Annotated in this window: 25 protein-coding genes and 1 tRNA gene; 22 read left to right on the top strand and 4 right to left on the bottom strand. The window is 29.8% G+C overall.

Annotated features, from left to right (window positions below):
- Positions 1 to 54: 54 nt before the first annotated feature.
- The 11 genes from T369_RS0100300 to T369_RS0100355 all read left to right on the top strand — a co-directional run bounded on the left by T369_RS0100300 (position 55) and on the right by T369_RS0100355 (position 11925).
- Positions 55 to 1359 (top strand): thymidine phosphorylase, encoded by a 1305-nt coding sequence (locus T369_RS0100300; RefSeq protein WP_031550175.1) that lies wholly within the window; start codon positions 55 to 57, stop codon positions 1357 to 1359.
- Between the two features lie 9 nt (positions 1360 to 1368).
- The gene (deoC, locus tag T369_RS0100305; protein WP_006364392.1) at positions 1369 to 2007 is read left to right on the top strand and encodes a deoxyribose-phosphate aldolase; all 639 of its coding nucleotides are present in this window, start codon (positions 1369 to 1371) and stop codon (positions 2005 to 2007) included.
- 406 nt (positions 2008 to 2413) lie between these two features.
- Entirely contained in the window at positions 2414 to 4108 is a 1695-nt protein-coding gene (locus T369_RS0100310; protein ID WP_031550180.1) for a phospholipase A2 family protein, read from the top strand.
- A gap of 748 nt (positions 4109 to 4856) precedes the next feature.
- Positions 4857 to 6458, top strand: a complete 1602-nt coding sequence (locus T369_RS0100320; RefSeq protein ID WP_031550183.1) for a phospholipase A2 family protein — start codon at positions 4857 to 4859, stop codon at positions 6456 to 6458.
- 296 nt (positions 6459 to 6754) lie between these two features.
- Positions 6755 to 8086 (top strand): DEAD/DEAH box helicase, encoded by a 1332-nt coding sequence (locus tag T369_RS0100325; RefSeq protein ID WP_031550185.1) that lies wholly within the window; start codon positions 6755 to 6757, stop codon positions 8084 to 8086.
- Entirely contained in the window at positions 8086 to 8961 is an 876-nt protein-coding gene (locus tag T369_RS0100330; RefSeq protein WP_031550188.1) for a deoxyribonuclease IV, read from the top strand. Before T369_RS0100325 ends, T369_RS0100330 begins: the two co-directional genes overlap by 1 nt.
- A gap of 18 nt (positions 8962 to 8979) precedes the next feature.
- Positions 8980 to 9429 carry a Fur family transcriptional regulator gene (locus T369_RS0100335; RefSeq protein WP_031550190.1) on the top strand — a complete coding sequence of 150 codons (450 nt, stop codon included), beginning with the start codon at positions 8980 to 8982 and terminating at the stop codon, positions 9427 to 9429.
- Positions 9429 to 10352 carry a tRNA pseudouridine(55) synthase TruB gene (truB, locus tag T369_RS0100340; RefSeq protein WP_031550193.1) on the top strand — a complete coding sequence of 308 codons (924 nt, stop codon included), beginning with the start codon at positions 9429 to 9431 and terminating at the stop codon, positions 10350 to 10352. The genes T369_RS0100335 and truB overlap by 1 nt, the downstream gene beginning before the upstream one ends.
- A 16-nt stretch (positions 10353 to 10368) precedes the next feature.
- Entirely contained in the window at positions 10369 to 11286 is a 918-nt protein-coding gene (locus tag T369_RS0100345; RefSeq protein WP_051618944.1) for a bifunctional riboflavin kinase/FAD synthetase, read from the top strand.
- Positions 11287 to 11441: 155 nt separating this feature from the next.
- Positions 11442 to 11714: a 30S ribosomal protein S15 gene (rpsO, locus tag T369_RS0100350; RefSeq protein ID WP_003146386.1), complete on the top strand. Its 273-nt coding sequence runs from the start codon at positions 11442 to 11444 to the stop codon at positions 11712 to 11714.
- 137 nt (positions 11715 to 11851) lie between these two features.
- A tRNA-Arg gene (locus tag T369_RS0100355) sits at positions 11852 to 11925 on the top strand.
- 166 nt (positions 11926 to 12091) lie between these two features.
- Here the strand turns inward: T369_RS0100355 and T369_RS0100360 are convergent.
- The gene (locus T369_RS0100360; RefSeq protein WP_006364385.1) at positions 12092 to 12346 is read right to left on the bottom strand and encodes a NifU family protein; all 255 of its coding nucleotides are present in this window, start codon (positions 12344 to 12346) and stop codon (positions 12092 to 12094) included.
- 168 nt (positions 12347 to 12514) lie between these two features.
- Between T369_RS0100360 and T369_RS0100365 the strand changes: the two genes are divergently transcribed.
- The 11 genes from T369_RS0100365 (at position 12515) to T369_RS0100415 (ending at position 23258) form a co-directional block, all read left to right on the top strand.
- Positions 12515 to 12877, top strand: coding sequence for a HesB/IscA family protein (locus T369_RS0100365; RefSeq protein WP_006364384.1), 363 nt, complete (start codon positions 12515 to 12517; stop codon positions 12875 to 12877).
- A gap of 41 nt (positions 12878 to 12918) precedes the next feature.
- Positions 12919 to 14109, top strand: coding sequence for an NAD(P)/FAD-dependent oxidoreductase (locus tag T369_RS0100370; protein ID WP_031550199.1), 1191 nt, complete (start codon positions 12919 to 12921; stop codon positions 14107 to 14109).
- 264 nt (positions 14110 to 14373) lie between these two features.
- Positions 14374 to 15948, top strand: coding sequence for an aminotransferase class V-fold PLP-dependent enzyme (locus tag T369_RS0100375; protein WP_031550202.1), 1575 nt, complete (start codon positions 14374 to 14376; stop codon positions 15946 to 15948).
- A complete protein-coding gene (locus tag T369_RS0100380) occupies positions 15948 to 16166 on the top strand; it encodes a DNA-dependent RNA polymerase subunit epsilon (RefSeq protein ID WP_006364381.1) in 219 nt (72 codons plus the stop codon). The genes T369_RS0100375 and T369_RS0100380 overlap by 1 nt, the downstream gene beginning before the upstream one ends.
- Positions 16159 to 17829 carry a ribonuclease J1 gene (rnjA, locus tag T369_RS0100385; RefSeq protein ID WP_006364380.1) on the top strand — a complete coding sequence of 557 codons (1671 nt, stop codon included), beginning with the start codon at positions 16159 to 16161 and terminating at the stop codon, positions 17827 to 17829. The genes T369_RS0100380 and rnjA overlap by 8 nt, the downstream gene beginning before the upstream one ends.
- A 2-nt stretch (positions 17830 to 17831) precedes the next feature.
- Entirely contained in the window at positions 17832 to 18500 is a 669-nt protein-coding gene (sdaAB, locus tag T369_RS0100390) for an L-serine ammonia-lyase, iron-sulfur-dependent subunit beta (RefSeq protein ID WP_006364379.1), read from the top strand.
- Positions 18501 to 18518: 18 nt separating this feature from the next.
- On the top strand, positions 18519 to 19391 hold the full coding sequence (sdaAA, locus tag T369_RS0100395; protein ID WP_031550205.1) for an L-serine ammonia-lyase, iron-sulfur-dependent, subunit alpha: 873 nt from the start codon (positions 18519 to 18521) through the stop codon (positions 19389 to 19391).
- Entirely contained in the window at positions 19384 to 21396 is a 2013-nt protein-coding gene (gene recG / locus T369_RS0100400; RefSeq protein WP_031550208.1) for an ATP-dependent DNA helicase RecG, read from the top strand. The genes sdaAA and recG overlap by 8 nt, the downstream gene beginning before the upstream one ends.
- Positions 21397 to 21407: 11 nt before the next feature.
- Complete coding sequence (locus tag T369_RS0100405; protein ID WP_031550211.1) at positions 21408 to 22043, top strand: class A sortase; 636 nt, start codon at positions 21408 to 21410, stop codon at positions 22041 to 22043.
- Positions 22036 to 23028, top strand: a complete 993-nt coding sequence (plsX, locus tag T369_RS0100410) for a phosphate acyltransferase PlsX (RefSeq protein ID WP_031550214.1) — start codon at positions 22036 to 22038, stop codon at positions 23026 to 23028. The genes T369_RS0100405 and plsX overlap by 8 nt, the downstream gene beginning before the upstream one ends.
- Positions 23028 to 23258 carry an acyl carrier protein gene (locus tag T369_RS0100415; protein WP_006364374.1) on the top strand — a complete coding sequence of 77 codons (231 nt, stop codon included), beginning with the start codon at positions 23028 to 23030 and terminating at the stop codon, positions 23256 to 23258. Before plsX ends, T369_RS0100415 begins: the two co-directional genes overlap by 1 nt.
- Positions 23259 to 23392: 134 nt before the next feature.
- Here T369_RS0100415 and arsS read toward each other — a convergent pair whose 3' ends face one another.
- From arsS to T369_RS0100430, 3 genes are all read right to left on the bottom strand, one after another.
- Positions 23393 to 24337 carry an arsenosugar biosynthesis radical SAM (seleno)protein ArsS gene (gene arsS, locus T369_RS0100420; protein WP_031550218.1) on the bottom strand — a complete coding sequence of 315 codons (945 nt, stop codon included), beginning with the start codon at positions 24335 to 24337 and terminating at the stop codon, positions 23393 to 23395.
- Positions 24338 to 24345: 8 nt separating this feature from the next.
- A complete protein-coding gene (locus T369_RS0100425) occupies positions 24346 to 24684 on the bottom strand; it encodes an arsenosugar biosynthesis-associated peroxidase-like protein (protein WP_006364372.1) in 339 nt (112 codons plus the stop codon).
- Between the two features lie 119 nt (positions 24685 to 24803).
- Positions 24804 to 25487: a TIGR04283 family arsenosugar biosynthesis glycosyltransferase gene (locus T369_RS0100430; RefSeq protein WP_031550221.1), complete on the bottom strand. Its 684-nt coding sequence runs from the start codon at positions 25485 to 25487 to the stop codon at positions 24804 to 24806.
- Positions 25488 to 25518: the final 31 nt, after the last annotated feature.

Here is a 25518-nt window from a genome sequence, read left to right on the forward strand (position 1 = left end):
AGTATATTTATAATAAAAAAGTAATTAATATGATAATTTTAAGGAGAATATAGCATGAGGGCTGTCGATATAATTGAAAAGAAGAAGAAAAATCAGGAGTTGACTAAGGAAGAAATAGACTTTCTTTTAGAAGGATACTTAAAAGGAGAAATTCCTGATTATCAAATGAGTTCATTTTTAATGGCTGTATATTTTAATAATATGACTAAAGAAGAGTTGACGTATTTCACCTTGAAAATGAGAGATTCTGGAGATACAATTTTCTTCGATAATTTAGATTATTATCTTGTTGATAAACACTCAACAGGAGGAGTAGGAGATAAAGTTACCGTTGTTCTTGGACCAATTTTATCAGCAGTAGGTATGGCAACAACTAAATTATCAGGGAAAGGTTTAGGACATACAGGAGGAACGATAGATAAGTTTGAATCTATAGAGAACTTCAGATTTAGTGTAACAAAAGAAGAATTAGTAGAGATTGCTAACAAAACAGGTGTAGGTTTAATGGGATATAGTGATAATATAGTACCATTAGATAAAAAGATATATGCACTTCGTGATGTTACTGCAACAGTAGATAGTATTCCTTTAATAGCAAGTAGTATTATGAGTAAAAAACTAGCTATTCAATCAAACCTTATTATTTTAGATGTTAAGGTTGGAGACGGTGCTTTTATGAAAACTATCGAAGATGCTAGAGAATTATCTAGAAGGATGGTTGAGATTGGTAATAGCGTAGGTAGAAAAACTATAGCAGTACTAACTAATATGGAAGAACCATTAGGTTATAGTATTGGAAATGCCAACGAAATAATTGAAGGGATAGAGGCCTTAAAAGGGAACTGGTCGAACGATTTAAAAGAAGTAGTTTATGAAATTGTCTATCTTGCTTTAAAACATAAAGGTGAAGTAGAAACATTTGAACAAGCTAGTAAAATAATTGATAATGTAATAGCTAATGGAAAAGCTTTAGAACTACTTAAAGAATTTATTGAATTAAGCGGTGGTAATGGTGAAGTTGTAAATGATTATAGCCTATTACCTACACCAAAATCAGTTTTAGAAGTTTATTCAAATGAGGAAGGTTATATTACAAAGATAAAGGCTGAAGAGATTGGTAAAGCGGCTATGGTTATAGGAGCAGGTCGAGCTACAAAAGAAGATGAAGTGGATCATGCAGTAGGTTTGATACTTAAGAAAAAAGTAGGGGATAAAGTGCAAGTAGGTGATTTAATAGCTGAAATACATTATAATGATTCAAAAAATATAGAATCTAGTAAAAATATGATTTTAGATGCGTTTGTAGTTGGTAAAAATAAAGTAGAAAACATTAAAAATATTTTAGAAATAATAGAATAGAGGTATAAAATGGAATTAAATAAATATATTGATCACACTGTATTAAAAGCAACAGCTAATAAAGAAGATATTAGAAAATTATGTGAAGAAGCAAGAGAATATAATTTTTATAGCGTATGTGTTAATGGATGTTATGTAAATGATGCTAAAAATTACTTAGAAGGAACAGATGTGAAAGTAGCTGCTGTAGTTGGTTTTCCGCTAGGTGCTATGACTACTACATCAAAAGTATTCGAAGCTAAAGAAGCAATAGAAAATGGAGCTAGTGAAATTGATATGGTAATCAATGTTGCTAAATTAAAAGATCAAGAATATGATTATGTAAGAGAAGAAATTCGTCAAATTAAAGAGGTAATTGGTGAAAATGTTCTTAAAGTAATTATTGAAACTTGTTATCTGACTGATGAAGAAAAAGTTAAAGCTTGTGAATTAGCTTTAGCTGCAAAGGCTGATTTTGTAAAAACTTCAACTGGTTTTGGAACAGGTGGTGCAACGTTTGAAGATGTTAAGCTAATGAAAGAAACTGTTGGTAATAATGCAAAAGTAAAAGCAAGTGGTGGAGTAAAAGATAAAGAGACTGCTGAAAAATATATAGAACTTGGTGCTGACAGATTAGGTACAAGCTCAGGTATTGCAATAATGGAATAGATAAAAAATTAAATGGAGGTATAAATTTTATACCTCTTTTTTATTTTGTTTAAATAAAAACAGAAATTATTTTTAAATTATTATTTAGAAACTTATTTAATTATTAATAAAAAAGTAAGATTTAAAATATAAGTGTTATAAAAGAATATTAAAAATAATATGTTTACAAATATTAGTATAATAATATAAATTCAAAATAAAAATGTGAAAAAGTTAAAATATATATTTATTTTAAAAATAGAAATATATTATCTAGATATTTATAGTAGATATAGTAAGAACATTATTAAATATCGCAAGAAAGTATCCTAAAATTTTACTTGAAAAAAGAAAAGTATTCTGATATAGTGAAATATAAAGTTAACTAATATATAGTTATAAAATCGGATTAAAGGAGGATTCTGGTATGAAAAAAGGAATGACAATATTTGCATTAACGACAATATTATGTGGTGCAGCAGCTATTACAGAAAATCATAATCAAGCTTTTGCTAGAAGTGGATCGCACTCAAGTGGCCATAGTGCAAGTTCGGGAAGAAGCTCACATTCAAGCGGACACAGTGCAAGCTCGGGAAGAAGCTCACACTCAAGTGGACATAGTGCAAGCTCGGGAAGAAGTTCACATTCAAGTGCACATAGTGCAAGCTCAGGAAGAAGTTCACATTCAAGTGGCCATAGTGCAAGTTCAGGAAGAAGTTCACACTCAAGTGGCCATAGTGCAAGTTCAGGAAGAAGCTCACACTCAAGTGGACATAGTGTAAGCTCAGGAAGAAGTTCACATTCAAGTGGACATAGTGCAAACTCAGGGAAAAACTCACATTCAAGTGCACACAGTGCAAACTCAGGGAAAAACTCACACTCAAAAGGACATAGTGCAACAGAAGGACATACTACAGTAGTAGGAAGAAATTCAAATTTAAAAACTACTAATGCAGCTACAAAGGGGAAAAATGTTAACACAAAAAACGTAGCTAATTCTAAAAATAGTGCCACTTCTCTAGTTGCTAATCATAATAAAGCTTATAATAAAAAATCTAACGAGCCAACTAACTCTAAAAATATAGCAAATTCTCATTTAGATACTTTAGTTGCAGGGCATAACAAAGCTTTCACAAAAAAAACAACAAAGCCAACTAACTCTAAAAATATAGCAATTTCACATTTAGATGCTATAGTTGCAGAACATGACAAAGCTTTTATAAAAAAATCAACAAAACCAACTACCTCTAAAAATCTAATAAATTCACATTTAGATGCTATAGTTGCAGGGCATAACAAAGCTTTCACAAAAAAAACAACAAAGCAAACTAATTCTAAAAATATAGCAATTTCAAATTTAGATACTATAGTTGCAGAACATGACAAAGCTTTTATATCAAAAACATTAAATTCTAAAGCTGTATCTACTAAAAAAAATACTGATAAAAACGCGGAAAAAGTTAATTTAGTTAATAAAGAAAAAGCGGTAGATCCAAAACTAACAGCTAATAATGAGACTGTTGTTGATACTAAAAAATATAAAACTAAAGAAGAAATTAGTAAATTATCTAACAGCCAATTAATAAAGGATATAATTAAAAATAGAGAAGGTAAAGGTATTACTCAATTGCATGGACATTATTGTGGCCCAGGGCATGGGGATATAAAAAATGGTCCTCCTCCTGTAGATTTATTAGATTTAGGCTGCAAAATACATGACGAGGATTATGATCAAAAGGGATATTTTAACAGAGACGCAAACAATAGATTTATTGAATTTGTTAATAAAAATGCTTCTAAAATGAAACCAGCAGAAAGAGAAAAAGCCTATTATTACGCTGAAGGTTTTAAACGTATGAATAAAACTCCTTTACAAGAAATAGCTAAAGTAGCTAGTGTTATTAGCGCTCCAGTAAGAATGGCGTATAATTTAATTTCTGATGGAGTTAAGGGAACTGTAAATTTAATTTCGAAAGGAGTTAAGGCGATAGGAAGTCTTTTTAATTCAAATAGAATTATTTCATTTGGAACTGTTCCGCATAGAAATATAGAACGAGCAGGAGACAGAGGAAGTGGGAATAATCCATTTCTATTACAAAATCAACCAAGAAGAGCTCGTTAGTTTATAAGGTATTATTTTATAACTATAATAAAAGAAGTGTACTCTATGTTTAAAACTTAATATTTATTAATTTAAAAAGCTTTGATTCTAAGTAAAAATAGAAACAAAGCTTTTTAAAATTTATGATAATAAAGGTGCTTTTGGCTAATGGATAAGAATAATTTTATTAGAAAGATCTGATTTTAAAGTAGCTGCTGTAGAAGGTTTTCCGTTAAGAGCTATGACTACTACATCAAAAGTATTCGAAGCTAAAGAAGCAATAGAAAATAGTGCTAGTGAGATTGATATGGTAATCAATGTTGCTAAGCTGAAAGATTAAGAATATGATTATGCCTTGATTAATTTTGCATCATAAATATAATTTATATTAATATTTTTTCAAGTTAGTTAATCAAAAATTATAAAAATTTTAAAAGTTTTTTTATTTTGTTGTTTAGATAATTATTATTATGTAAATTAAGAAGTCTGAGTTAAAACATAAGTGTTATAAAAAAATATTAAATGATATTTGTCAGTAAATAGCTTTAGAATTAATATAGAATAAAATTAAAGATTAAAATATATATTTATTTAAAAAATATAAATATATTATGTAGATATCAATAGTATATTTAATAAAAATATTGTTATTAATAACAAGGAAATCCTTTAAATTTATACTTGAAAAAAGAATATTGTTTTGATATAGTGTAATATAAAGTTAACTAACTTGGTTAATTTTTAATTTATCTTAAAGGAGATTTCTGGTATGAAAAAAGGAATGACAATATTTGCATTAACAACAATATTATGTGGTGCAGCAGCTATTACAGAAAATCATAATCAAGCATTTGCTAGAAGTGGATCGCACTCAAGCGGACATAGTGCAAGCTCTGGAAGAAGTTCACACTCAAGCGGACATAGTGCAAGCTCTGGAAGAAGTTCACATTCAAGTGGACATAGTGCAAGTTCGGGAAGAAGCTCACATTCAAGCGGACATAGTGCAAACTCAGGAAGGAGCTCACACTCAAGTGGACATAGTGCAAGCTCTGGAAGAAGTTCACATTCAAGTGGACACAGTGCAAGTTCAGGAAGAAGTTCACATTCAAGCGGACACAGTGCAAGCTCTGGAAGAAGTTCACATTCAAGTGTACATAGTTCAAACTCAGGGAAAAACTCACACTCAAAAGGACATAGTGCAACAGTAGGAAAAAGTACAAGTTCAAAAGGACATAGTGCAACAGCAGGAAAAAATTCAAGTTCAAAAGGGCATAGCGCAACTACTGGAAAAAATTCAAGTTCAAAAGGGCATAATGCAACTACAGGAAGAAGTTCAAATACAAAAGGACATGGTGCTGTTGTAAGCAATAAATCTAATTCAAAAGGAAAAAATACAAAAGGTAATAGAAATTCAAAACCTAGTAATGTAGCAACTAAAGGTAGAGGTACAAATGCAAAGACAGCTGTTAACAATAAAAATAATAAATTAAATACAGCTAAAAATAATTCAGCTAAAAATAATAATAAAAAATCAAATGCTTTAAATAATAAGGCAAATATTAAAGGTAAAGCAACAAATCATAAAAATCAGTCATTAACTTCTAAAAAAGGAAATAATAGTAAAACAAATAAAGTGACTAAAAATAACAAAAAAAACCCAAGTAAAACTAATTTGGTATCGAAACGAAATCAAAATAAAAAAGGTACAGTCGTAAATTCTAAAAAGAATAATAAAAAGAATTATAAAAATAATAATTTAGCAACTAAAGGAAAAGTTGTAAATCCCAAAAAGAAACCTAACTTATCACCAAAAGTGGCTACTAAAAAATATAAAACAAAACAAGAAATCAGTAAGTTGTCAACTTGGTCTATTTTAAAATATGTATACCAACATAGAAATGGTAGTAAGATTAATGAATTGCATGGATGTTACTGCGGACCATTTTTTGGGGATACTAAAAAAGGTCCAAAACCAGTAGATATACTAGATAGATTATGTAGACAACATGATATTGGCTATGAGAAAAAAGGATATTTTAATAGACAAGTTAATAATGAATTCATAGCAGGAGTAAACAAATATGCATCTAAAATGAAACCAGCAGAAAGAGAAAAAGCTTATTATTTTGCTGAAGGTTTTAAACGTATGAATAACACTCCTTTACAGGAAGTAGCAAAAGCATTTAATCTAGCAAGTAAACCATTTAGTGCTGTTGCAAATTTCATCTCAAATGGAGCTAAATCTATTGGTAACTTATTTAATGGTAATAGAACTTCTACAATAAATAAAAATAGTAATAATTTTGATAGAGGAGGAAGCAATGGTAAAGATTCATATCCATGGCTTAAAAAACCTAGATTAGCTCGTTAATTTCTTTGTTAAATTTATAAATAAAAAAAGTCTTTGATTCAAATTGAATATAGAATCAAAGACTTTTTTTATATTCAATTAATTATATATATATAATCTAAGTATTTATAATATTTTATGCAGCATATACAAGAATAATTTTAATAGATAAATAACGGTATTTATAGTATAATAGAGAATGGTTTATTATGACATGAAATAAGAATTTTTGACCATGTCATTGATTTGTAGATAATAGAAATTTTTAATAGAAAGTTATTAAAAAAAGTGTAAAAATAATTTAAAGGAGATTATTAATGTTACCAAAGTCATTTGAACAATATAAATTTAATGAATTTGTAAATAATGCAATAGTAGACTTAGGATTCTCTAATCCTACAAAAATTCAAGAGAGAGTATTTTCTCCTGTTTTAAAAGGTAAGAATATTGTAGCTAAATCACAGACAGGAAGTGGGAAAAGTCATTCTTTCTTATTACCAATATTTAGTAAATTAGATTTAAGTAAAAAGAAAACTCAAAGCATTATATTAGCGCCGACTAGAGAATTATCTCGTCAACTTTATGATATGGCTCTACAAATAGCTGAATTTAGCGAAGAAGATATAAAAATAACGCTATGTATTGGTGGACAAGACTTAAATCGTGATATTGAAAGAGTATCAAATGCACCACATTTAATCATTGGAACACCAACACGTGTTCTTGAATTAGATAGAGCTAGTGCCTTATCAATAAAAGAAGTAGAATCTTTAGTAATTGATGAATGTGATATGATGATTGATCTTGGATTTATGGAAGATGTAGATAAGATTTCAAAAAGAGCTGCAGAGAATTGTCAGTTCTTAGTATTCTCGGCAACAATCCCTACTCAAATGAGTCATTTCTTAAAAAAATATTTAAAAAATGCACAATATATAGAAATTGACAATGCAAAATTTGGGAAAATAGAATATATATTAATTCCAGAAAAAAGTTCTACAAGACTAGAAAAATTATATGAGATAACTACAGTTATTAATCCATATTTAGCACTTATATTTGCTAACAAAAAAACAGAAGTTGAGGAGATTAGTAGATATTTAATTTCTCAAGGACTAAATGTAGGAGTGCTTCATGGTGATTTAACTCCACGTGAAAGAAAACAAATGCAACGTAGAATTAATAATTTAGATTTTACTTATGTTGTTGCTAGTGATTTAATGAGTCGAGGTATTGATATTGAAGGTGTTAGTCATGTTATTAACTTCAATATACCTAATGATCTAGATTTCTTTGTTCACCGTGCTGGAAGAACTGGTCGTGCCGGGTTAAGTGGGGACTGTATTACTATATACAATAATAAAGATGAAGAAAAACTACAAGCACTTGAAAGTCGCGGTATAGAATTTAATCACAAAGATATTCGTAACGGAGAGTTTATTGAAGTAAAAGATAGAAATAAACGTCAAAGTAGAAAGAAAGTTGTAGCTGATCACAACTTAACTGAAAAATTAAAATCTAAAGTTAGAGTGTCTAAAAAAGTTAAACCAGGATATAAGAAAAAATATAAATATAAAATGGATAAACTTAAACAAAAAGAAAGAAGAAAATTTGCTAAGCGAACTAATAGAGCAAATAGAGGTAAGTAATGAAAAATTTAAAAATTGGTTCTCATGTATCAATGTCAGGGAAAGAGATGATGCTAGGATCTGTAAAAGAAGCGGCTAGCTATAATAGTGATACATTTATGATTTATACTGGAGCACCTCAAAATACTCGTAGAAAGCTAATCGAAGAATTGAGAATAGATGAGGCTCATAAGCTTATGGCTGAAAACAATATAAGTGATATAGTAGTTCATGCTCCATATATTATTAATTTAGCTAACACTATTAAACCAGAGATTTATCAACTAGCTGTAGATTTCTTACGTTTAGAAATAGAAAGAACAGAAAAAATTGGAGCAAAAAATATAGTGCTTCACCCAGGTTCACATGTTAAAGCGGGAGCAGATGTTGGTATAGCTAGTATAGTTAAAGGTTTAAATGAAGTACTAACAAAAGATATGAAACCTAATATAGCTCTTGAAGTTATGGCAGGAAAAGGTAGTGAATGTGGTAGAACTTTTGATGAAATAGCAAAAATTATAGATGGTGTAAATCTAAATGAGAAATTAACTGTTACATTTGATACTTGTCACGTATTTGAAGGTGGATATGACATCGTAAATGATTTAGACGGAGTATTAACAGAATTTGACAAAATAGTTGGTTTAGATAGAATTCAAGTTTTACATATTAACGATAGTAAAAATACTCTAGGTGCTCATAAAGATCGCCATGAAAATATTGGTTATGGTGGAATTGGCTTTGATGCGATTAACCGTATAGTACATCTTAAAGAATTTGCTGATTTACCTAAAATTTTAGAAACACCTTGGTATGGTGAGAAAAAAGATATAGCTCCATACAAAGATGAAATAGCTATGCTAAGAAAAGAGGAATTTGTAGATTTTAAAAACTAATAATCTAGGAGGCTGCTTATGAAATTAGTAGAAGAAAAAGTTGATAAAATAATGAAACTTTTAAAAGAAAAAGGTTATAAATATACCGATAAAAGAAAATCGATGGTAGAACTACTAGTGACTGAAGATAGATATATAAATGCTAGATATGTATCAGAAACACTTAATAAAGTTTATCCAGGATTAAGTTTTGATACAATCTATAGAAATCTAAGTACCTATGAAGAGTTAGGTATTTTAGAGACAACAGAGATTAAGGGAGAAAAATATTTCAAAATAGGGTGTTTGGAAACTGATCATCACCACCATCATCATATTTGTTTGAAGTGTGGAAAAGCAAAAATTATCCATGTTAATGTATGTGGTAATTTAGAAATAGAAGAGCTTAAAGGGTATAGAATAGATGGACATAAGTTTGAAGTATATGGACTATGCCCTGATTGCTTAAGAAAAGAGGAAACTAAATAATGTTTGATGGGATTTTGCCAATATATAAAGAACGAGGTATGACTAGTCATGATGTTGTTTTTAAAGCAAGAAAGATACTTAAAATGAAAAAAATTGGTCATTCGGGAACACTTGATCCCGAGGTCGATGGAGTATTGTTACTTCTTTTAGGTGGAGCAACTAAGGTAAGTGATTATGCCATGGATTTAGGCAAAAGTTATCGAGCAGAAGTGTGTTTAGGAATAAAGACAACAACAGAAGATTTAACAGGAGAAATCCTTGAAGAAAGAACAGTAGAAGGTATTGATATATCTGAGATAAAAGGTATTTTAAAAACTATGGTCGGTGAAATAGAGCAAACCCCACCAATTTATTCAGCTGTTAAAGTAAATGGTAGAAAACTATATGAATATGCACGACGCGGACAGTTTGATGTAGAAATACCTTCGAGGAAAGTTAATATTTATAATATAGAGTTTATAGATAATAGTGAGTATTACAAGGATGGTAAATTCTATTTCACAATAGATATAAACTGTGGTAAAGGTACTTATGTTAGAACGATAGCAACTAGTATAGGAGAGAAGCTAAATATTCCAAGTACTATGAGTAAGCTAACACGAACAAGTAGTGGTAAAATAACAATAGATCATTGCTTGAAGCTAGCTGATGTAGAAAAATGCCTTGAAGAAAATGCTTTAGAAAATAAAATACTAAAGAAAGAATATGCATTAGAAGAATATCAATTTGTGGAGGTTCCATTATTTAGAGCAAAGCAGGTTATGAATGGATTAAGGTTTAGAAGAAATCAATTTCCAGATTATGATTTTTCGAATGGAATAGTTTTTACATATAATAATGAAGCAATAGCAATTTATTATTTAAAAGATAAGGATGATGAATTATTGTCAGTAAAAACAACATTTCCTAAAATATTAGAGTAGTAGGTAAGAGAAAACGATGAGAATTTTTAATATTTCTAAAATAAATGAAATAGAAAAAGATAGCAAGAGAAGAATAGCTGCCTTAGGATTTTTTGATGGCTTACATACAGCGCATCAAGAAATAATTAAAGGTGCAATCGATAAATCGCAGAATGATGCTTTATCGATAGTTATTACATTCGATAAAAGTCCAAAAGAGTACTTTGGAAAAACAACAGAAGAAGCAATAACACCAATAAATAAAAAATCCGAGTTATTAGAAGAGTTAGGTGTAGATGAAGTTTATTATTTAGAGTTTAATGAAAAATTACAAACATTATCTGCAGAAGATTTTATTAATGAGATCTTAAAAAAATTAAATGTAGAAATGGTATTCTGTGGTTATGACTACAGATTTGGTAATAAAGGAATAGGGACACCACAATTGATAAAAGATAGTGGAATAGAAGTTGATATTCTTGAAAAAAAAGAGTTAAATGATGGTAAAATTTCAACAACTGCTTTAAAAAAAGCAGTTCAAGAAGGGAACTTCACAGAATATTATAATCTTTCAAACAGACATTATTCAATCACTGGTATAGTAGTAAAAGGAAGACAATTAGGAAGAACTATTAATTTTCCGACTGCTAATTTAAAATTAGATGAAAAATATTTATTGCCTGATATAAACGGAGTTTATATAACTAAAACAAAAGTGAAAGGGAAAGTATATAAATCAATCACTAATATTGGGTACAATCCTACAGTATCAGATGGGAAAGATAAGAAGTTTATAGAAACACATATTCTAGACTTCGATGAAGATATTTATGATGAAAAGATAGAAGTGTTTTTCTATGAGTTTTTACGAAAAGAGCAAAAATTTGAGAGTTTTAATCACTTAAAAGAGCAATTACAAAAAGATAAAAAGAAATGTGAAGAGAAAGATATATAATTTTTAGGAAAAAATATAATATTAGCTCTGTTTTCCTTGAATTATTCTTAAAAATAGTGTAAAATAACTAATGTTCCTTATTCGTGGTATAGAAACACTCCAGATTCTTCACTAGGATTAAGGTCACAAAATAAAATTATATGGAGGAAATTACAATGGCAGCAATTAGTCAAGAAAGAAAACAAGAAATTATCGCTAAATTCCGTACTCATGAATCAGATACTGGTTCTCCAGAAGTACAAATCGCAGTATTAACTGCAGAAATCGATGCTTTAACTGAGCACTTAAACACTCACAAAAAAGATCACGCAGGTCGTCGTGGATTACTTAAAAAAGTTTTCCGTCGTCGTCACTTACTAGACTATTTAATTAAAAAAGATATCCAAAGATACCGTGAATTAATTAAAGCTCTAGGATTAAGAAGATAATTTAGCTTTATAGGAGTGGAAATAAAACCATTCGTGTGGTTTAGTATCCACTCCTAATTTTTTTTAGAAAAGGTATTGACATACTAATAAAATATTGTTATACTAGTAAAGTACTTTGCAAGTAGCATTTATATAATGTCTCAGTAGCTCAGCAGGATAGAGCAACGGCCTTCTAAGCCGTCGGTCAGGGGTTCGAATCCCTTCTGGGACGTCATAAGGAGTAGAAATTTATTTCTACTCTTTTTTTGTTTTAAATAATTTTGTATTATCTAAATAATAAGAGATATTTTTTATCTGAAATATTAGTTTATATATATTTTTTTTATAAAAGTAAAAATTAAATTTAACTTTAACTTTATAAAAAAGATGAGTGTAAACTAAATTACACTCATCTTAACTTCAGTTACTTTTTTCACTTCAGGAATTTTTTCTAATATATTTTTTTCAATAGCGAACTTCATAGTAATATGCGATAATTCACAATGCGCACATTCCCCTTTAAATCTTAATTTTAAAATTCCATCTTTGAAATTTACAAATTCTATATCCCCGCCATCCATAATTAACTTAGGTCTAATTTTTTCTAGTTCTATCTTAATTTTCGAAATTGTCTCATAATATTCTTTACTCAAAATTTCCACACCTCGCTATAGATATTATACCTGTAAATTTCTTAAAAATCAACTTTCACAAAAAGTTTATAAATAATTTATTAAAATGTAAGCATTCTACTATTAATTTAAAAGAAAAACAGTTATAATAAAATAAGAAAATAAATATATAAACGAGGGAAATATTTTATGGCAAATACAAATGAACAACTAATCTTAATTACAGATGTAGCTGTTGGAAAATTCCAAGAAATGCTTTTTGATGCTGATAAAAAGGATAGTTATTTAAAAATATCTATTGCATTAGAGGGAACAGAAATGCATTATGCTATTGATATTAAAGATGAATTAGAAGAAGGTGACAAAGTATATAACTTTGGTGACCTTAAAGTTCTTGTAAACGAAGAAGATGAACTTTTATTAAAAGGTCTTGAAATAGACTATGTACAAGATGAATTTGGTAGTGAATTTACGCTACATAACCCAAATATGATAGAAATGTATGATGAAGAAGATGGTGGCTGCTGTGGTGGCGGTTGCTGTTGTAGATAATTTCATTATTTAAAAATAACAAATAAAGGAGAATGATTACGATGAAAAATGTAGTAATTTTAGGTGCAGGTTATGCTGGACTAACAACATTAAAAGGTCTTAAAAAGGCAGTAAAAGCAGGAGAGGTTAAAGTAACATTAGTTAATAAAAATTCTTATCACTATGATACAGTAAACTTACATGAAGTATCAGCAGGTAATATTCCTGCAAAAGATATCTGTATTGATATTAAAGATGTAGTAGTACCTGGGGTAGAATTTGTTCAAGATGAAGTAATTAAAATTGATACTGAGAAAAAATTAGTATTAACTAAAAAACATGAACTTGATTATGATGTATTAGTAATTGGTTTAGGATTCCAACCTGAAACATTTGGAATTGAAGGAATGGCTGAAAATGCATTACCAATCGCTGACGTATTAGCAGCTGAAAAAATTGCTACTACTTTAGAAGATAACTTCAGAAAATATGCAACTATCGAAGAAAAAGATGTTAAAGATATTTCTGTTATCGTAGGTGGAACAGGATTAGCCGGTATGGAATTTCTTGGTGAATTAGTACACCGTAAAAAAGAATTATGTAATAAATATGGAATTGATGAAAAATTAGTTAAAATCTATGGATTAGATGCAGCTCCAACATTATTACCAATGTTTGATAAAGAGTATAGTGATTATGCAAGAAAATACTTGGAAGATAATGGAATTGAAATTATCTTAGGTGCCGGTATTAAAGGTGCAACTAAAGATAGCTTCACTATCGAAGTAGATGGAGAAAGAAAAGAATTAAGAGCTAGTACTTTAGTATGGACTGCAGGGGTACGTGGTAACAAACTTATGGATGAAACTTTCCCAGAATTATCAAAACGTGGTCGTCTAGTTACAACACAACAATTAACTGTACCAGGTCACGATGATATTTATATCGTTGGAGACTGTGCAGCGTTTATCGAAACAGGACAAGAAAGACCATATCCAACAACAGCTCAAATCGCAAACCAAATGGGTGCTTATGTAGGAGCTAGAATTAGTGGAAAAGAAAGTGGAGACTTCAAATATGTTAACCGTGGTGTAGTTTGTTCTCTAGGATCAAAAGACGGTATCGCTAATGTAATGGGTGGTAAGAAAGCTAAAGGATTCAAAGCTGCTAAACTTAAAAAAATAATTGAAGCTAAAGCAATTTATGAATTAACAGACTTCTTAACTGCATTAAAAAATCAACGAGTACTTTAATATTTACATAACTTATAAGAGACTTAGGATAACTAAGTCTCTTATTTTTATATAATCTATATAAAAAAATATTATTCGATACTTTGGGTAAATATAACTAGTGATATTATATTTCTAGGTACTTGAAACTAGAAAATAAAAGAAAAATTAGTTACTTTTTTTTATTTCATAAGATTTCTAGCGCGTGTAATTGAAAAAAATATGTAATTATGGTAAGATATAGGGTAGAGAAAATATAATTAAAATTAGTTATGAGGAAATATTATGATTTATAAAATAGCAAATACAGCAGAAGAATATGAACAAATTTTCAAATTGAATTATGAAACATTTGTTGACGAAATTCCTCAGCACGAAAAAAATGAAACTAAAAAATTAAAAGACAAATTTCACGATAAAAATATTTATATAATAGCTAAAAAAGAAGGTGAAGTGGTCGGAATGATGGCTTTATCAGATGAACGACCATTTTCATTAGATTTAAAACTTAATGATATTGACAAATACTATAAAGGTAGTTATAAAAAGCCGATTGAGATTAGATTATTGTCTATTAAACATAAATATAGACAAACTAAAGTTTTTACGGAATTAATTCAAAGAACATTTAACTATATTATTCAAAATGCATATGATATAGCCTTTATTTCAGGAACTACTCGTCAAGAAAAATTATATAAACATATTGGTTTTACTAGATTCCATGAAAATGTAGGCACAAAAGATGCTGAATACATTCCGATGTATCTTGACTTGAATTCTGATAATAAGGTTCTTAATAGATTAGCGCGTGCAAAAAGAATTAACTTCTTACCTGGACCGGTAGATTTAGCAGATGATGTTAAAGAAAAATTAACTAAACAGCTTTACTCACATAGAAGTAATGAATTTGTTAGTTTAACTAAAAATACATTATCAAAATTAGAAAGAATCCTTGATGTTAAAACTGCTACAATATTACATGGTTCAGCTACATTAGCAAATGAGGCAATAATGGCTCAACTAAAAGGAAGAGGGCTTAACAATGGGTTAGTTCTTTCAAATGGTGAGTTTGGAAATAGGTTGGTAAGAGAAACAAAAAGACACAACTTGAATGTTGATAATTATCAAGTTGGCTTTGGGGAAAGTTTTGATTTAGAGCTATTAGATAAAAAATTATCTGAAGGAAATTATGATTTTGTTTATTTAGTTCATAATGAAACAAGTGTTGGGATTTTAAACGATTTAGATTCAATTACTAAAATTGTTAAAAGTAAAGGTTTAGTATTAGCTGTTGATGCCGTATCATCAGTTGGTGCAGTTAAATATAGTTATAGAAATGTTGACTATGTCGCTTGTTCATCAGGTAAAGCATTTTGCTCTGTAGCAGGATTAGCTATAGTCGGTTCTAATTGTGAACTAGTTTCATTAGAACATACACCTCTATATCTTGATTTACATTATGCTAACAAAATGACATCAATACCTTTTACTCAACCATCTATTTTAATGGAAGCTCTAAACACTGCGTTAGATGCTTTTAAAACAGATGAAAGATACGAAAATATTTATGGTAAATATACATATATGAAAGAGGGGCTAAAAGCTCTTAATTTACCTATAATGAAAATTAAGGAAAAAGAAGTTTCTCCTGTAATAATAACAGTTGAACTTCCAGAGAATATTTCCTCACTTAATGTAGGAGCATCTTTAGCTATAAATAATATATTTATTCACTATAAGAGTTCATACTTAGTAGAAAGAAATATTATTCAATTTTCTTTCATTAACATTAATACAACAAAAGAAGAAATTGATTACACATTAAATATATTAAAAAAAATGATAGGAGATAACTAATGCCAGTATTTAAAGTATTTTATCAAGAAAATGCAAAAGAAATTCCAGTAAGGGAGAATACACAAGTAGTGTATGTTGAAGCAGATGGAGTTCCAGCAGTTAGAAAATATCTAGATGATAGAAACTACAATGTTGAACTTGTTCAAGAGTTAAGTGAAGCGTACTTAGAATTTGAAAAACAATCTGAGGACTTTAAAGTGGAGAAAGTTAATGGATAAGATCATTAAAAAAAATGAAGTAGGTGTTGCTGCTATCGGTGGACTTGGTGAAATCGGTAAAAATACCTATGCAATTCAATATAGGGATGAAATAGTTATTATCGATGCAGGGGTTAAATTCCCAGGTGATAATATATTAGGAATCGACTATGTTATTCCTGATTATTCATATATTGAGAAAAATATAGATAAGATAAAAGCGTTGATAATAACACACGGTCACGAAGATCACATTGGAGGGTTACCATTCTTATTAAGAAAAGTTAGTCTTCCAATTTATGGTGGTCCTCTGGCTATTGGTTTGATTAGATCAAAATTAGAAGAGCATAACTTATTAGGAAGAGCAGAATTAAACGTTATTGATGAAGATACTGTTTTAGAATATAAATATCTTAAAGTATCATTCCATAATACAACGCACTCTATACCAGATTCATATGGTGTAATAGTTGGTACTCCACAAGGTAATATTGTTCATACAGGAGATTTTAAATTTGACTTTACTCCAGTTGGACAAGGTACAAACTTACATAAGATGGCTGCTATAGGAGATAAAGGAGTATTATGTCTTCTTTCTGACTCAACAAACTCAGAAAGATCAGAGTTTACTCAAAGTGAAAAAGAAGTAGGTAAAACTATTTCAAATATTCTTCGTAAAGAAAAACACAGAGTAATATTTGCTACATTCGCATCTAACGTTTATCGTGTTAAACAAGTTGTTGAAGCTTGTATCGAACATGGAAGAAAAATAGTTGTATTTGGTCGTTCAATGGAAAAAGCTATTAAAATAGGAACTGAGCTTGGATATATTAAAGCTCCAAAAGACACTTTTGTTAATAGTAAATACTTGAATCAAGTAGATCCAAATAAATTACTTATTTTATGTACAGGGACACAAGGTGAAGAACTAGCTGCTCTTAGTAGAATAGCAAATGGTACACACAAAAAAATAACTATAATGCCAACTGATACAGTAATCTTCGCAAGTTCTGCAATACCAGGTAATACATTATCTATTAATAAAAATATAGATTTATTATCAAAACTTGGTGCAAATGTTATTACATCAAGTGTAAATAATGTGCATACTTCAGGTCACGGTTCTAAAGAAGAACAAAAATTAATGTTTAGATTAATAAAACCTAAATACTTTATGCCAATTCACGGTGAGTATAGAATGCAAGTTATTCATGCACAAACTGCGGCAGAGTGTGATATTCCATTAGAAAATTCATTTATTATGGAAAACGGTGACGTTCTAGCTTTAACTAGTGATAGTGCAAGAATAGCAGGTAAATTCGATGCTTCAGACGTCTATGTAGATGGTTTAGGTATCGGTGATATTGGAAGTGTAGTAATTAAAGATAGAAAAGAACTTTCTGAAGAAGGTGTTGTAGTAGTTTCTGTAGCTATTGATTTTGCTAATAGAAAGTTGTTAAATAATCCTGATGTTATTAGCCGTGGATTCGTAAATATAAACGAATCAATGGAACTATTTGCTGAATGTAAAGCAATTATAAAAACAGCAGTTTTAGATGCTCTAAAAGAGGAAAACACTGGAGTTTATCACATGAGACAATGTATTGTGGAATCTTTAGGTGAATTTCTGGAAAATGAAATAGGCAGAAAACCTGTGATATTACCAACAATATTGGAGGTATAATTATGAAATATAGAAGTGTTTTTGATATTATAGGACCAGTAATGGTTGGTCCTTCTAGTTCTCATACGGCTGGAGCTGTTAGAATAGGGTTATTTACAAGACATATCTTTGGTATGGAACCCGAAAAGATAAAGATTACCTTATATGGATCATTTAAAGAAACGTATAAGGGACACGGAACAGATATTGCACTTATTGGGGGATTACTAGGTTATGATACTTCTGATAAGAGAATTAGAACTAGTATGGAAGATGCTAAAGAAAAAGGAATAGATTTTGAATTTATTGAAAGTGAAATAGAACATATTCATCCTAACACTGCAATGATTGAGGTGGAAACTGGTCGCCATAGTCTTGATTTAGTAGGAAAATCAATAGGTGGTGGGAAAATGGTAATATTTGAATTATTAGGATTCGATGTAAATATTTCCGGAGATTTCCCTAGTTATTTTATTTTTTATAATTTCAATGAAAAAAATAAAGAAGATTTATCAAAAAATATTGATGAAATTTTCGGTGAGAAAAAAGTAAGTGTTAATTATTCAAGTTCTATTTTAGAAGGAGCAAACTTAGCAGTTGTTGAAGCTTTAGACGAACTTGATAAAGAAACGTTAAATAAATTTGATAAACTAGAATATATTAATGAAATAAAATTTGCAAATAGATTGTAGATAGGGAGGAACTAGGATATGTTTACTAGTTTAGAGGATATTGTAGAAAAATCGAAAAGAGAGAAAAAACCAGTTTCTGAATTAATGATTGAGCAGGAAATAGAACTCAATGGAGTTAGCCGCGCTGCAGTAGAAAAGTTGATGAAAAGAAATTTAGCTGTAATGATGCAAGCAGTAGAAGAAGGATTAGCAGGAGTTAGTTCTAAAACAGGATTAACAGGCGGAGATGCTAAAAAGTTAAAGGAGTATATTGATAGTGGTAACTCTATAACAGGAGCCGACTTCTTAACAGGTGTTGCTGCAGCAATAGCTACAAATGAAGTAAATGCTTCACTTGGATTAATTTGTGCAACTCCTACTGCTGGATCAGCAGGGGTATTACCAGGATGTGTTCATGCATTAAAACAAAAATTTGATATTGATGAAGAAACTCAACTACGAATGCTATTTACTGCAGGAGCATTTGGATTTGTAGTTGCTAATAATGCCTCGTGTGCAGGGGCAGAAGGTGGTTGTCAAGCTGAAATAGGTTCAGCAAGTGCAATGGCTGCAGCCGCAATTGTAGAAGCTCGTGGAGGAGATGCAGAAATGTCTGCTCATGCTTTCTCAATTGCAATGAAAAATATGTTAGGTCTAGTATGTGACCCAGTAGCAGGATTAGTAGAAGTGCCATGTGTTAAGAGAAATGCAGCAGGTTCGTCAATAGCGCTAATGGCTGCGGACATGGCTTTAGCAGGAATTAAGAGCCGTATTCCTGCGGATGAAGTATTAGAATCAATGTATAGAATAGGTTTAGAAATGTCAACTACACTTAAAGAAACAGCTAAAGGTGGTCTGGCAATAACAAAAACTGGAGAAAAATATAGGAGTTTATTATTCGGTAATGATTAATATATTAGAAAAATCAGTAGGAACTATAAAAGGCGTGGGAGCTAAATATTTGAAGACATTGAACGAATTAGATATTTATACTATTCGTGATGTTCTATATAATATTCCTTATAGAGTGTCTAGTTCTACTGATTTTTCTTTATCTGTTAAAGATAATGAGAAAGTAGTAACAACTGGAAAAGTTGAAACAAGAGTAAGTACTCAGTTTTATGGGAATAGAAGAAGTAGATCTTTTTTCTCGCTAGCAACACCATCAGGAAGTGTGAAAATAGTATACTTTAACCAAATGTACTTAAAGAAAAATATTATTGAGGGAAGAGAAATAGTAGTTAAAGGTACATATAATTCTGCTAATAATACTATAACTGCTTCTAGTATATCCTTTAACACTGATGAAAAAAAACAGATTTCAGGTGATAAAATAGAAGTTTTTTATCATTTAAAACAAGGCATAACTCAAAAGAGATTTGCTAAACTAGTTGATGAAGCTTTTAATATGATAGATCATGAAAATGTGATATTAGATTTAGTTCCTGAAAATTTTAAAGGGATTTGGAAATTAGATAGAATTCTTCATACATTACATTTTCCTAAAAACGCTGAAGAGTTTGATAAAGCAAGAAAGATGTTTGCTTTTCATGAATTGTTTGATTATCAGTTAAAACTTCAATTACAAAATATAAATAGCAGAGTAGAAGATAATAGGTATGCTATTTCAATATCTAACCAGGATATCAAAGAGTTTAAAGAAAGCTTACCATTTAGTCTAACTTCAGCACAAAATAGAGTTATAGATGAGATAGTTGATGATTTAGAGCAACCATATAAGATGGATCGTCTTTTACAAGGTGATGTCGGAAGTGGTAAGACTGCTGTTGCAGCAGCAACCTTATATGGTGCAATAAAATCAGGTTATCAAACAGCAATAATGGCCCCTACAGAAATATTGGCTAACCAACACTTTGAGACATTTTTTGAGTTCTTTAAAGATTTAAATATCTCTGTTGCACTACTAACTAGTAGTACACCTAAGAAAGAAAGAAATATTATCTTAAGTCTGCTTGAATCAGGAGAGATAGAATTAATTGTTGGAACTCATTCACTTATTCAAGAAGATGTTAAATTCAGTAATTTAAAGTACGTAATAACTGATGAACAACATCGATTTGGGGTAAAGCAAAGACAGATTCTTAGTAATAAAGGAGAAGCAGTTAACTCATTAATGATGACGGCAACCCCTATACCTAGAAGTCTGGCAATTACATTAATAACGGATATTAAAGTTTCTACAATAGATGAACTACCTGCAGGGCGTAAGAAGGTAAAAACATATAAAGCAAATAATAAAAGTTTTTATAAAGTATTAGATAATATTAGAATGGAACTAGATAATGGACGTCAAGGCTATGTAGTTTGTCCTTTGATAGAAGAATCTGAAAAAATGGATCTTCAAAATGTTGAAGAAACTTATGAAAATATTAGAGAATATTTACCGGATGAGTACCAAATTGCAGTACTTCATGGTAAAATGTCTAATAAGGAGAAGGATGAAATTGTTGAGAAGTTTTTAAAAAAAGAAATACATATATTAATATCAACTACAGTCATTGAAGTGGGTGTTAATGTAGCTAATGCAACATTTATGATTATCGTGGATGCTCATAGATTTGGATTAGCAACTTTACATCAACTTAGAGGGAGAGTAGGTAGAAGTAATTACCAGTCATATTGTATATTAGTAACTGATTCTAAGAGTGAAAGAATTGATATAATGTGTTTAGAAAATGACGGTTTTAAAATAGCGGAGTTTGATTTAAAACAGCGAGGTCCTGGTGATTTCTTTGGTACAAAACAAAGTGGAGTACCAAGTTTTAAAGTAGCAGATCTAATTAATGATGTTGATCTTATGTATTTAGCTAAAAAATTAGCTTTAAAAATTATTGAAGTTACAGATAATAAACAGCGTTTATTACAATACGTTGGGTTAAATGAAACTATAATTTAAGGAGGATATAGATGAATAAAAAGCTAAAAAATTGGCTAATAAATATTCTAATAGTAGTATTATTAGCAACATCAGTTGTATTAATATTTAAAAATCAAATTAGAGAATATTTTACAAATGATGTAAATGATAAAATTATAACAGCTTATCGAAATAATCAAGGTGAAGTAGATGTACCTTGGTGGAAAAAAATGTTTACAGATAATGATTCAAAAATTAAATTAACAGATTCTATGTTAGGAGTTCTAAAAATCGATGATATCGATATACAAGAACCAATATTCCAAGATGTTACGGAAATTAATTTAATTAATGGTGTAGCAACTGCACAAGAACCATCAACATTAGACGCTCAAAATGTTGTAATAGCAGGGCATAGTGTTCAAGGTGTTGGAATAAGATTTAACAATCTAAATAAAATAAAAATGGGTACAAAAGTACAAATTATTTCAAAAGATAAACTACGAACTTATGAAGTTAGTAGAATATACGATGTAATGCCGACTCAAGTAGAGATTCTTGATCAACATGAAGGAAAAGATAAAATACTAACATTGTTTACTTGTGATAACTATAATCCTCAAACAGGAGAGTGGGATAGCCGCTTTGTAGTAGAAGCAAAACTAATAGGAGAGGAAAGTGCATAGAATTATGAAAATAGGAATAGATATACTAGGAGTAGACACTCCTGAAAAAATAATAAATTTCATTAATACATACAAAGATGATGAAGTAGAATTATATGTATATGGTATGGAAAAAGAGCTAGCAAAGGTTACTAAGACAGAAAATGTTGTAAAAAATCTTTGTACAGAACAAGTTTTTATGGAAGACGATTCAGCTCGTGTGCATAGAAAGAAAAAAGATGCTTCAATGATTAGATTATTAGAAGATCTTAAAAACGATGTAATTGATGTAGCCATTTCTGGTGGTAGTACTGGAGCATTTATGGCGAGCTCAATATTTATGTTAGGTCGTATAGAAGGTGTATCAAAACCTGGATTAGCATCATTACTTCCAACTCGTTCAGATCATAAATTCTTACTAACTGATTTAGGTGCTAATGTTGAAGCTAGACCGGAAGATATACTAAACTATGCTAAACTTGGTCAATTATATATGAAATATATATATAATATAGAAACTCCGAGTGTTGCCTTACTAAATGTTGGTGTAGAAGAAACAAAGGGTAATAAGGTATACAAAGAAGCACATCAACTTTTAAAATCAAATATATCTAATTTCAACGGTAATATTGAATCAAGAAATATACTTGAACACACTAATGATATAGTTGTATCAGAAGGATTTGCAGGTAATGTAATGCTTAAAACTATAGAAGGTGTAGCTGGTTCACTAGGAAAAATGATTAAAGGTATTTTTATGCAAAACCTTAAAACAAAAATTGGTGGCTTATTAGTGAAGTCAGGAATTAATGCTTTTAGGAAAAAATTTGATTATAGCGAATATGGCGGAGCATTTTTACTAGGGATTAAAAAACCAAGTATAAAAGTACACGGTTCTTCAGATGAAAATGCACTTTATTATGCAGTTCAACAAGCAAAACAAATACACAAAACTAAACTTTATGATATAATGATAGAAACAATGGAAAAAGGAGAACAAAAATAATGGCTATTTTAGAAGAAGTAAAAGAAATTATAACAAAATATATTAAAATCGATCCAGAAAGAATAACTTTAGAATCAAGATTAAATGAAGATTTAGATGCGGATTCTATTGATATTGCTGATGTAGTAATGGATATCGAAGAAAAATACGGATTTGAATTTTCAGATGAAGATGCTGAGAACATCGTAGCAATCAAAGACTTAGTAAAAGTTATAGAAGATAGAAAATAATAAATAAGAATCTCGAGGAAAAAGTTCTCCTCGAGATTTTTTAATATAAGAAATACTAAGCTAAATAATTTTAACTTAGTATTTCTTTAATTTGTAATTAATTAGCATAACCTATACTAACAAGTTTCGCCACCTCAAGAAGAACCAGCTCCTGCAGTACACCCATAACAATGGATACCAGTAACTATTCTCCTTACTCCAGTATGTTCATTTGCAAGCTCACTAACATGTTTTACTTTACCAGATACTGGAAGTTTTTCTATCATATTAAAGTCGCAATCATAAAGAGTTCCATCTGGGCCAACAGATATCATATTTCTGCACATTAAACCAGGTAGAGTAGCTGGATTATATGCTTTATGTAGCTTATTCATATAGCCTTCATAAAGATCCTCTCTATGAAGAAACTCAGAAAAACGACCAATTGGATTATTAGTAATTGTAAATAGGTTATTAAAGACAACTTCAAAATTATCATAAAGTTTCTTTTTATATGTTTTTTCTAATGCTTCTTGTTTTGGTGGTAAATAAGCTCCATTTGGATTATAAACTAAGTTAAGAACAAGATCATCTTCTTTACCATAACCAAGCTCATTTAGTCTTCTAAGTACTTCTATAGACTTTGGAAAAACACCTTTTCCACGTTGTTTAGCAACAACTTTTTCATTGTAGTATGGTAATGATGCTACCACTTGAACTTTTAAATCACGGTAAAGCTCAGGTATATCACGATACGCAGGAACAGCCAGAATAATTAAGTTAGTTCTCACAATGATAGTTTCAGCATATTGAGAAATTTCTTTTAAAAACCATCTAAAGTTAGGATTCATTTCTGGGGCTCCACCGGTAATATCCATAGTCTTATACTTACCAACTTTGAAAGCTTCAATAATTTGTTCAAACGTTTCTTTAACCATATTATTTTTTCTATGTGGTCCACCATCGACGTGACAGTGACTACAAGTAATATTACATAAGCTTCCTACGTTGATTTGCATAACTTCTGGATATTCTTCAGTAAGTAGATATTGTTTTTCTTCTACTTGATCAAAAAATTTAGGAATATTAAGTTCTGTCATAATACATCCTAGTTAGAAAGTTTATCAGATAATTCTTTACTTTGAAGACCGTGTACTAAAGTAATACCTGCTTTCATTGCAGCTGCAACATGGATTGCTTCTGCTATTTGATCTTGGTCGCATCCTTCTTCTAAACATGTACTTGTATATGCATCTATGCAGTAAGGACAAGCTTCAGAGTGAGCTACAGCTAAAGCAATTAGAGCTTTTTCGCGAGTAGTAAGCTCTCCTTCCGCCATTACATTACCATAATAATTCATAAAGTTTTTCCAATATTCAGGAGCATCTTCTCCAAATTTTCCTTCACCAAATTCTACTAAATGTTTCTTTTTAAAATAATCAGCCATAATATTTCTCTCCTTTATTAAACTGTATTAAAACTATTATAAATTAGTTTCTGTAAATAATCAATAAAAGAGTGTTTAGAAAAAAATAACAATTTACTAAAAAATAGTAAATTGTTATTTTAGCGTATGTCTTTATATAACTTAGCTAATTCTTCAACAGGAACTCCTTGACGATACATTCTTTGGAATTTCTGCATTTGCCACATTGTTGATAATGGTTTTCCTTTATAACGTCTAGTAGATGCGGTAATAGGTGAATCAATTACAGTAATTTTATATGATTTTGCACTTAAATCTTCAGATATTCTATAGTCCTCCATTAAAGGCATATCCTTGTATCCACCAATTTCTTCGAAGACCTCTCTTTTTATAAAAATAGCTTGATCTCCAAATGCAAGATTCGTAATACTAGCACGCATATTTGAGACTAAGGCATTCATTCTCATCTTTATACTATTTGGATAAAATCTAATCTTTAAACAACCAACAGGAGTAGGGCAGTTCAGTATCTTTTGAATAACATCCTTTTGAAGGACGCTATCGGCATGAACAAACCATAATATATCTCCTTTAGAAATTTTGGCTCCATAGTTCATTTGATTAGCTCGACCTTTTTTATCAGAAATATGATAAGAGTAACCAAAATATGAAAGCTCATCTAAAATTTCATGAGTTTTATCACTAGAACCACCATCAATAAATAAGACTTCGTTCTTATCTATATCATGAAGACAGTATAAATTGTATATAAAATCACGAATTGTTTTTTCTTCATTATAAATAGGTACAATAATAGAAATCATAAAATTACTCCTAAAAAATAAGTTATCTCTA

This window comes from Gemella sanguinis ATCC 700632 (assembly GCF_000701685.1).
Classification (GTDB): Bacteria; Bacillota; Bacilli; order Staphylococcales; family Gemellaceae; genus Gemella; species Gemella sanguinis.

Bases quoted from the DNA above. Each gene is read 5' to 3' on its own strand.
- truB (WP_031550193.1), top strand. From the start codon at position 9,429: ATGTTTGATGGGATTTTGCCAATATATAAAGAACGAGGTATGACTAGT.
- sdaAB (WP_006364379.1), top strand. From the start codon at position 17,832: ATGAAATATAGAAGTGTTTTTGATATTATAGGACCAGTAATGGTTGGT.
- T369_RS0100310 (WP_031550180.1), top strand. From the start codon at position 2,414: ATGAAAAAAGGAATGACAATATTTGCATTAACGACAATATTATGTGGT.
- T369_RS0100405 (WP_031550211.1), top strand. From the start codon at position 21,408: ATGAATAAAAAGCTAAAAAATTGGCTAATAAATATTCTAATAGTAGTA.
- T369_RS0100345 (WP_051618944.1), top strand. From the start codon at position 10,369: ATGAGAATTTTTAATATTTCTAAAATAAATGAAATAGAAAAAGATAGC.
- recG (WP_031550208.1), top strand. From the start codon at position 19,384: ATGATTAATATATTAGAAAAATCAGTAGGAACTATAAAAGGCGTGGGA.
- T369_RS0100430 (WP_031550221.1), bottom strand. From the start codon at position 25,487: ATGATTTCTATTATTGTACCTATTTATAATGAAGAAAAAACAATTCGT.
- deoC (WP_006364392.1), top strand. From the start codon at position 1,369: ATGGAATTAAATAAATATATTGATCACACTGTATTAAAAGCAACAGCT.
- T369_RS0100415 (WP_006364374.1), top strand. From the start codon at position 23,028: ATGGCTATTTTAGAAGAAGTAAAAGAAATTATAACAAAATATATTAAA.
- T369_RS0100370 (WP_031550199.1), top strand. From the start codon at position 12,919: ATGAAAAATGTAGTAATTTTAGGTGCAGGTTATGCTGGACTAACAACA.
- sdaAA (WP_031550205.1), top strand. From the start codon at position 18,519: ATGTTTACTAGTTTAGAGGATATTGTAGAAAAATCGAAAAGAGAGAAA.
- T369_RS0100365 (WP_006364384.1), top strand. From the start codon at position 12,515: ATGGCAAATACAAATGAACAACTAATCTTAATTACAGATGTAGCTGTT.
- T369_RS0100325 (WP_031550185.1), top strand. From the start codon at position 6,755: ATGTTACCAAAGTCATTTGAACAATATAAATTTAATGAATTTGTAAAT.
- T369_RS0100375 (WP_031550202.1), top strand. From the start codon at position 14,374: ATGATTTATAAAATAGCAAATACAGCAGAAGAATATGAACAAATTTTC.
- T369_RS0100330 (WP_031550188.1), top strand. From the start codon at position 8,086: ATGAAAAATTTAAAAATTGGTTCTCATGTATCAATGTCAGGGAAAGAG.
- arsS (WP_031550218.1), bottom strand. From the start codon at position 24,337: ATGACAGAACTTAATATTCCTAAATTTTTTGATCAAGTAGAAGAAAAA.
- T369_RS0100335 (WP_031550190.1), top strand. From the start codon at position 8,980: ATGAAATTAGTAGAAGAAAAAGTTGATAAAATAATGAAACTTTTAAAA.
- T369_RS0100380 (WP_006364381.1), top strand. From the start codon at position 15,948: ATGCCAGTATTTAAAGTATTTTATCAAGAAAATGCAAAAGAAATTCCA.
- rpsO (WP_003146386.1), top strand. From the start codon at position 11,442: ATGGCAGCAATTAGTCAAGAAAGAAAACAAGAAATTATCGCTAAATTC.
- T369_RS0100320 (WP_031550183.1), top strand. From the start codon at position 4,857: ATGAAAAAAGGAATGACAATATTTGCATTAACAACAATATTATGTGGT.
- T369_RS0100300 (WP_031550175.1), top strand. From the start codon at position 55: ATGAGGGCTGTCGATATAATTGAAAAGAAGAAGAAAAATCAGGAGTTG.
- rnjA (WP_006364380.1), top strand. From the start codon at position 16,159: ATGGATAAGATCATTAAAAAAAATGAAGTAGGTGTTGCTGCTATCGGT.
- T369_RS0100425 (WP_006364372.1), bottom strand. From the start codon at position 24,684: ATGGCTGATTATTTTAAAAAGAAACATTTAGTAGAATTTGGTGAAGGA.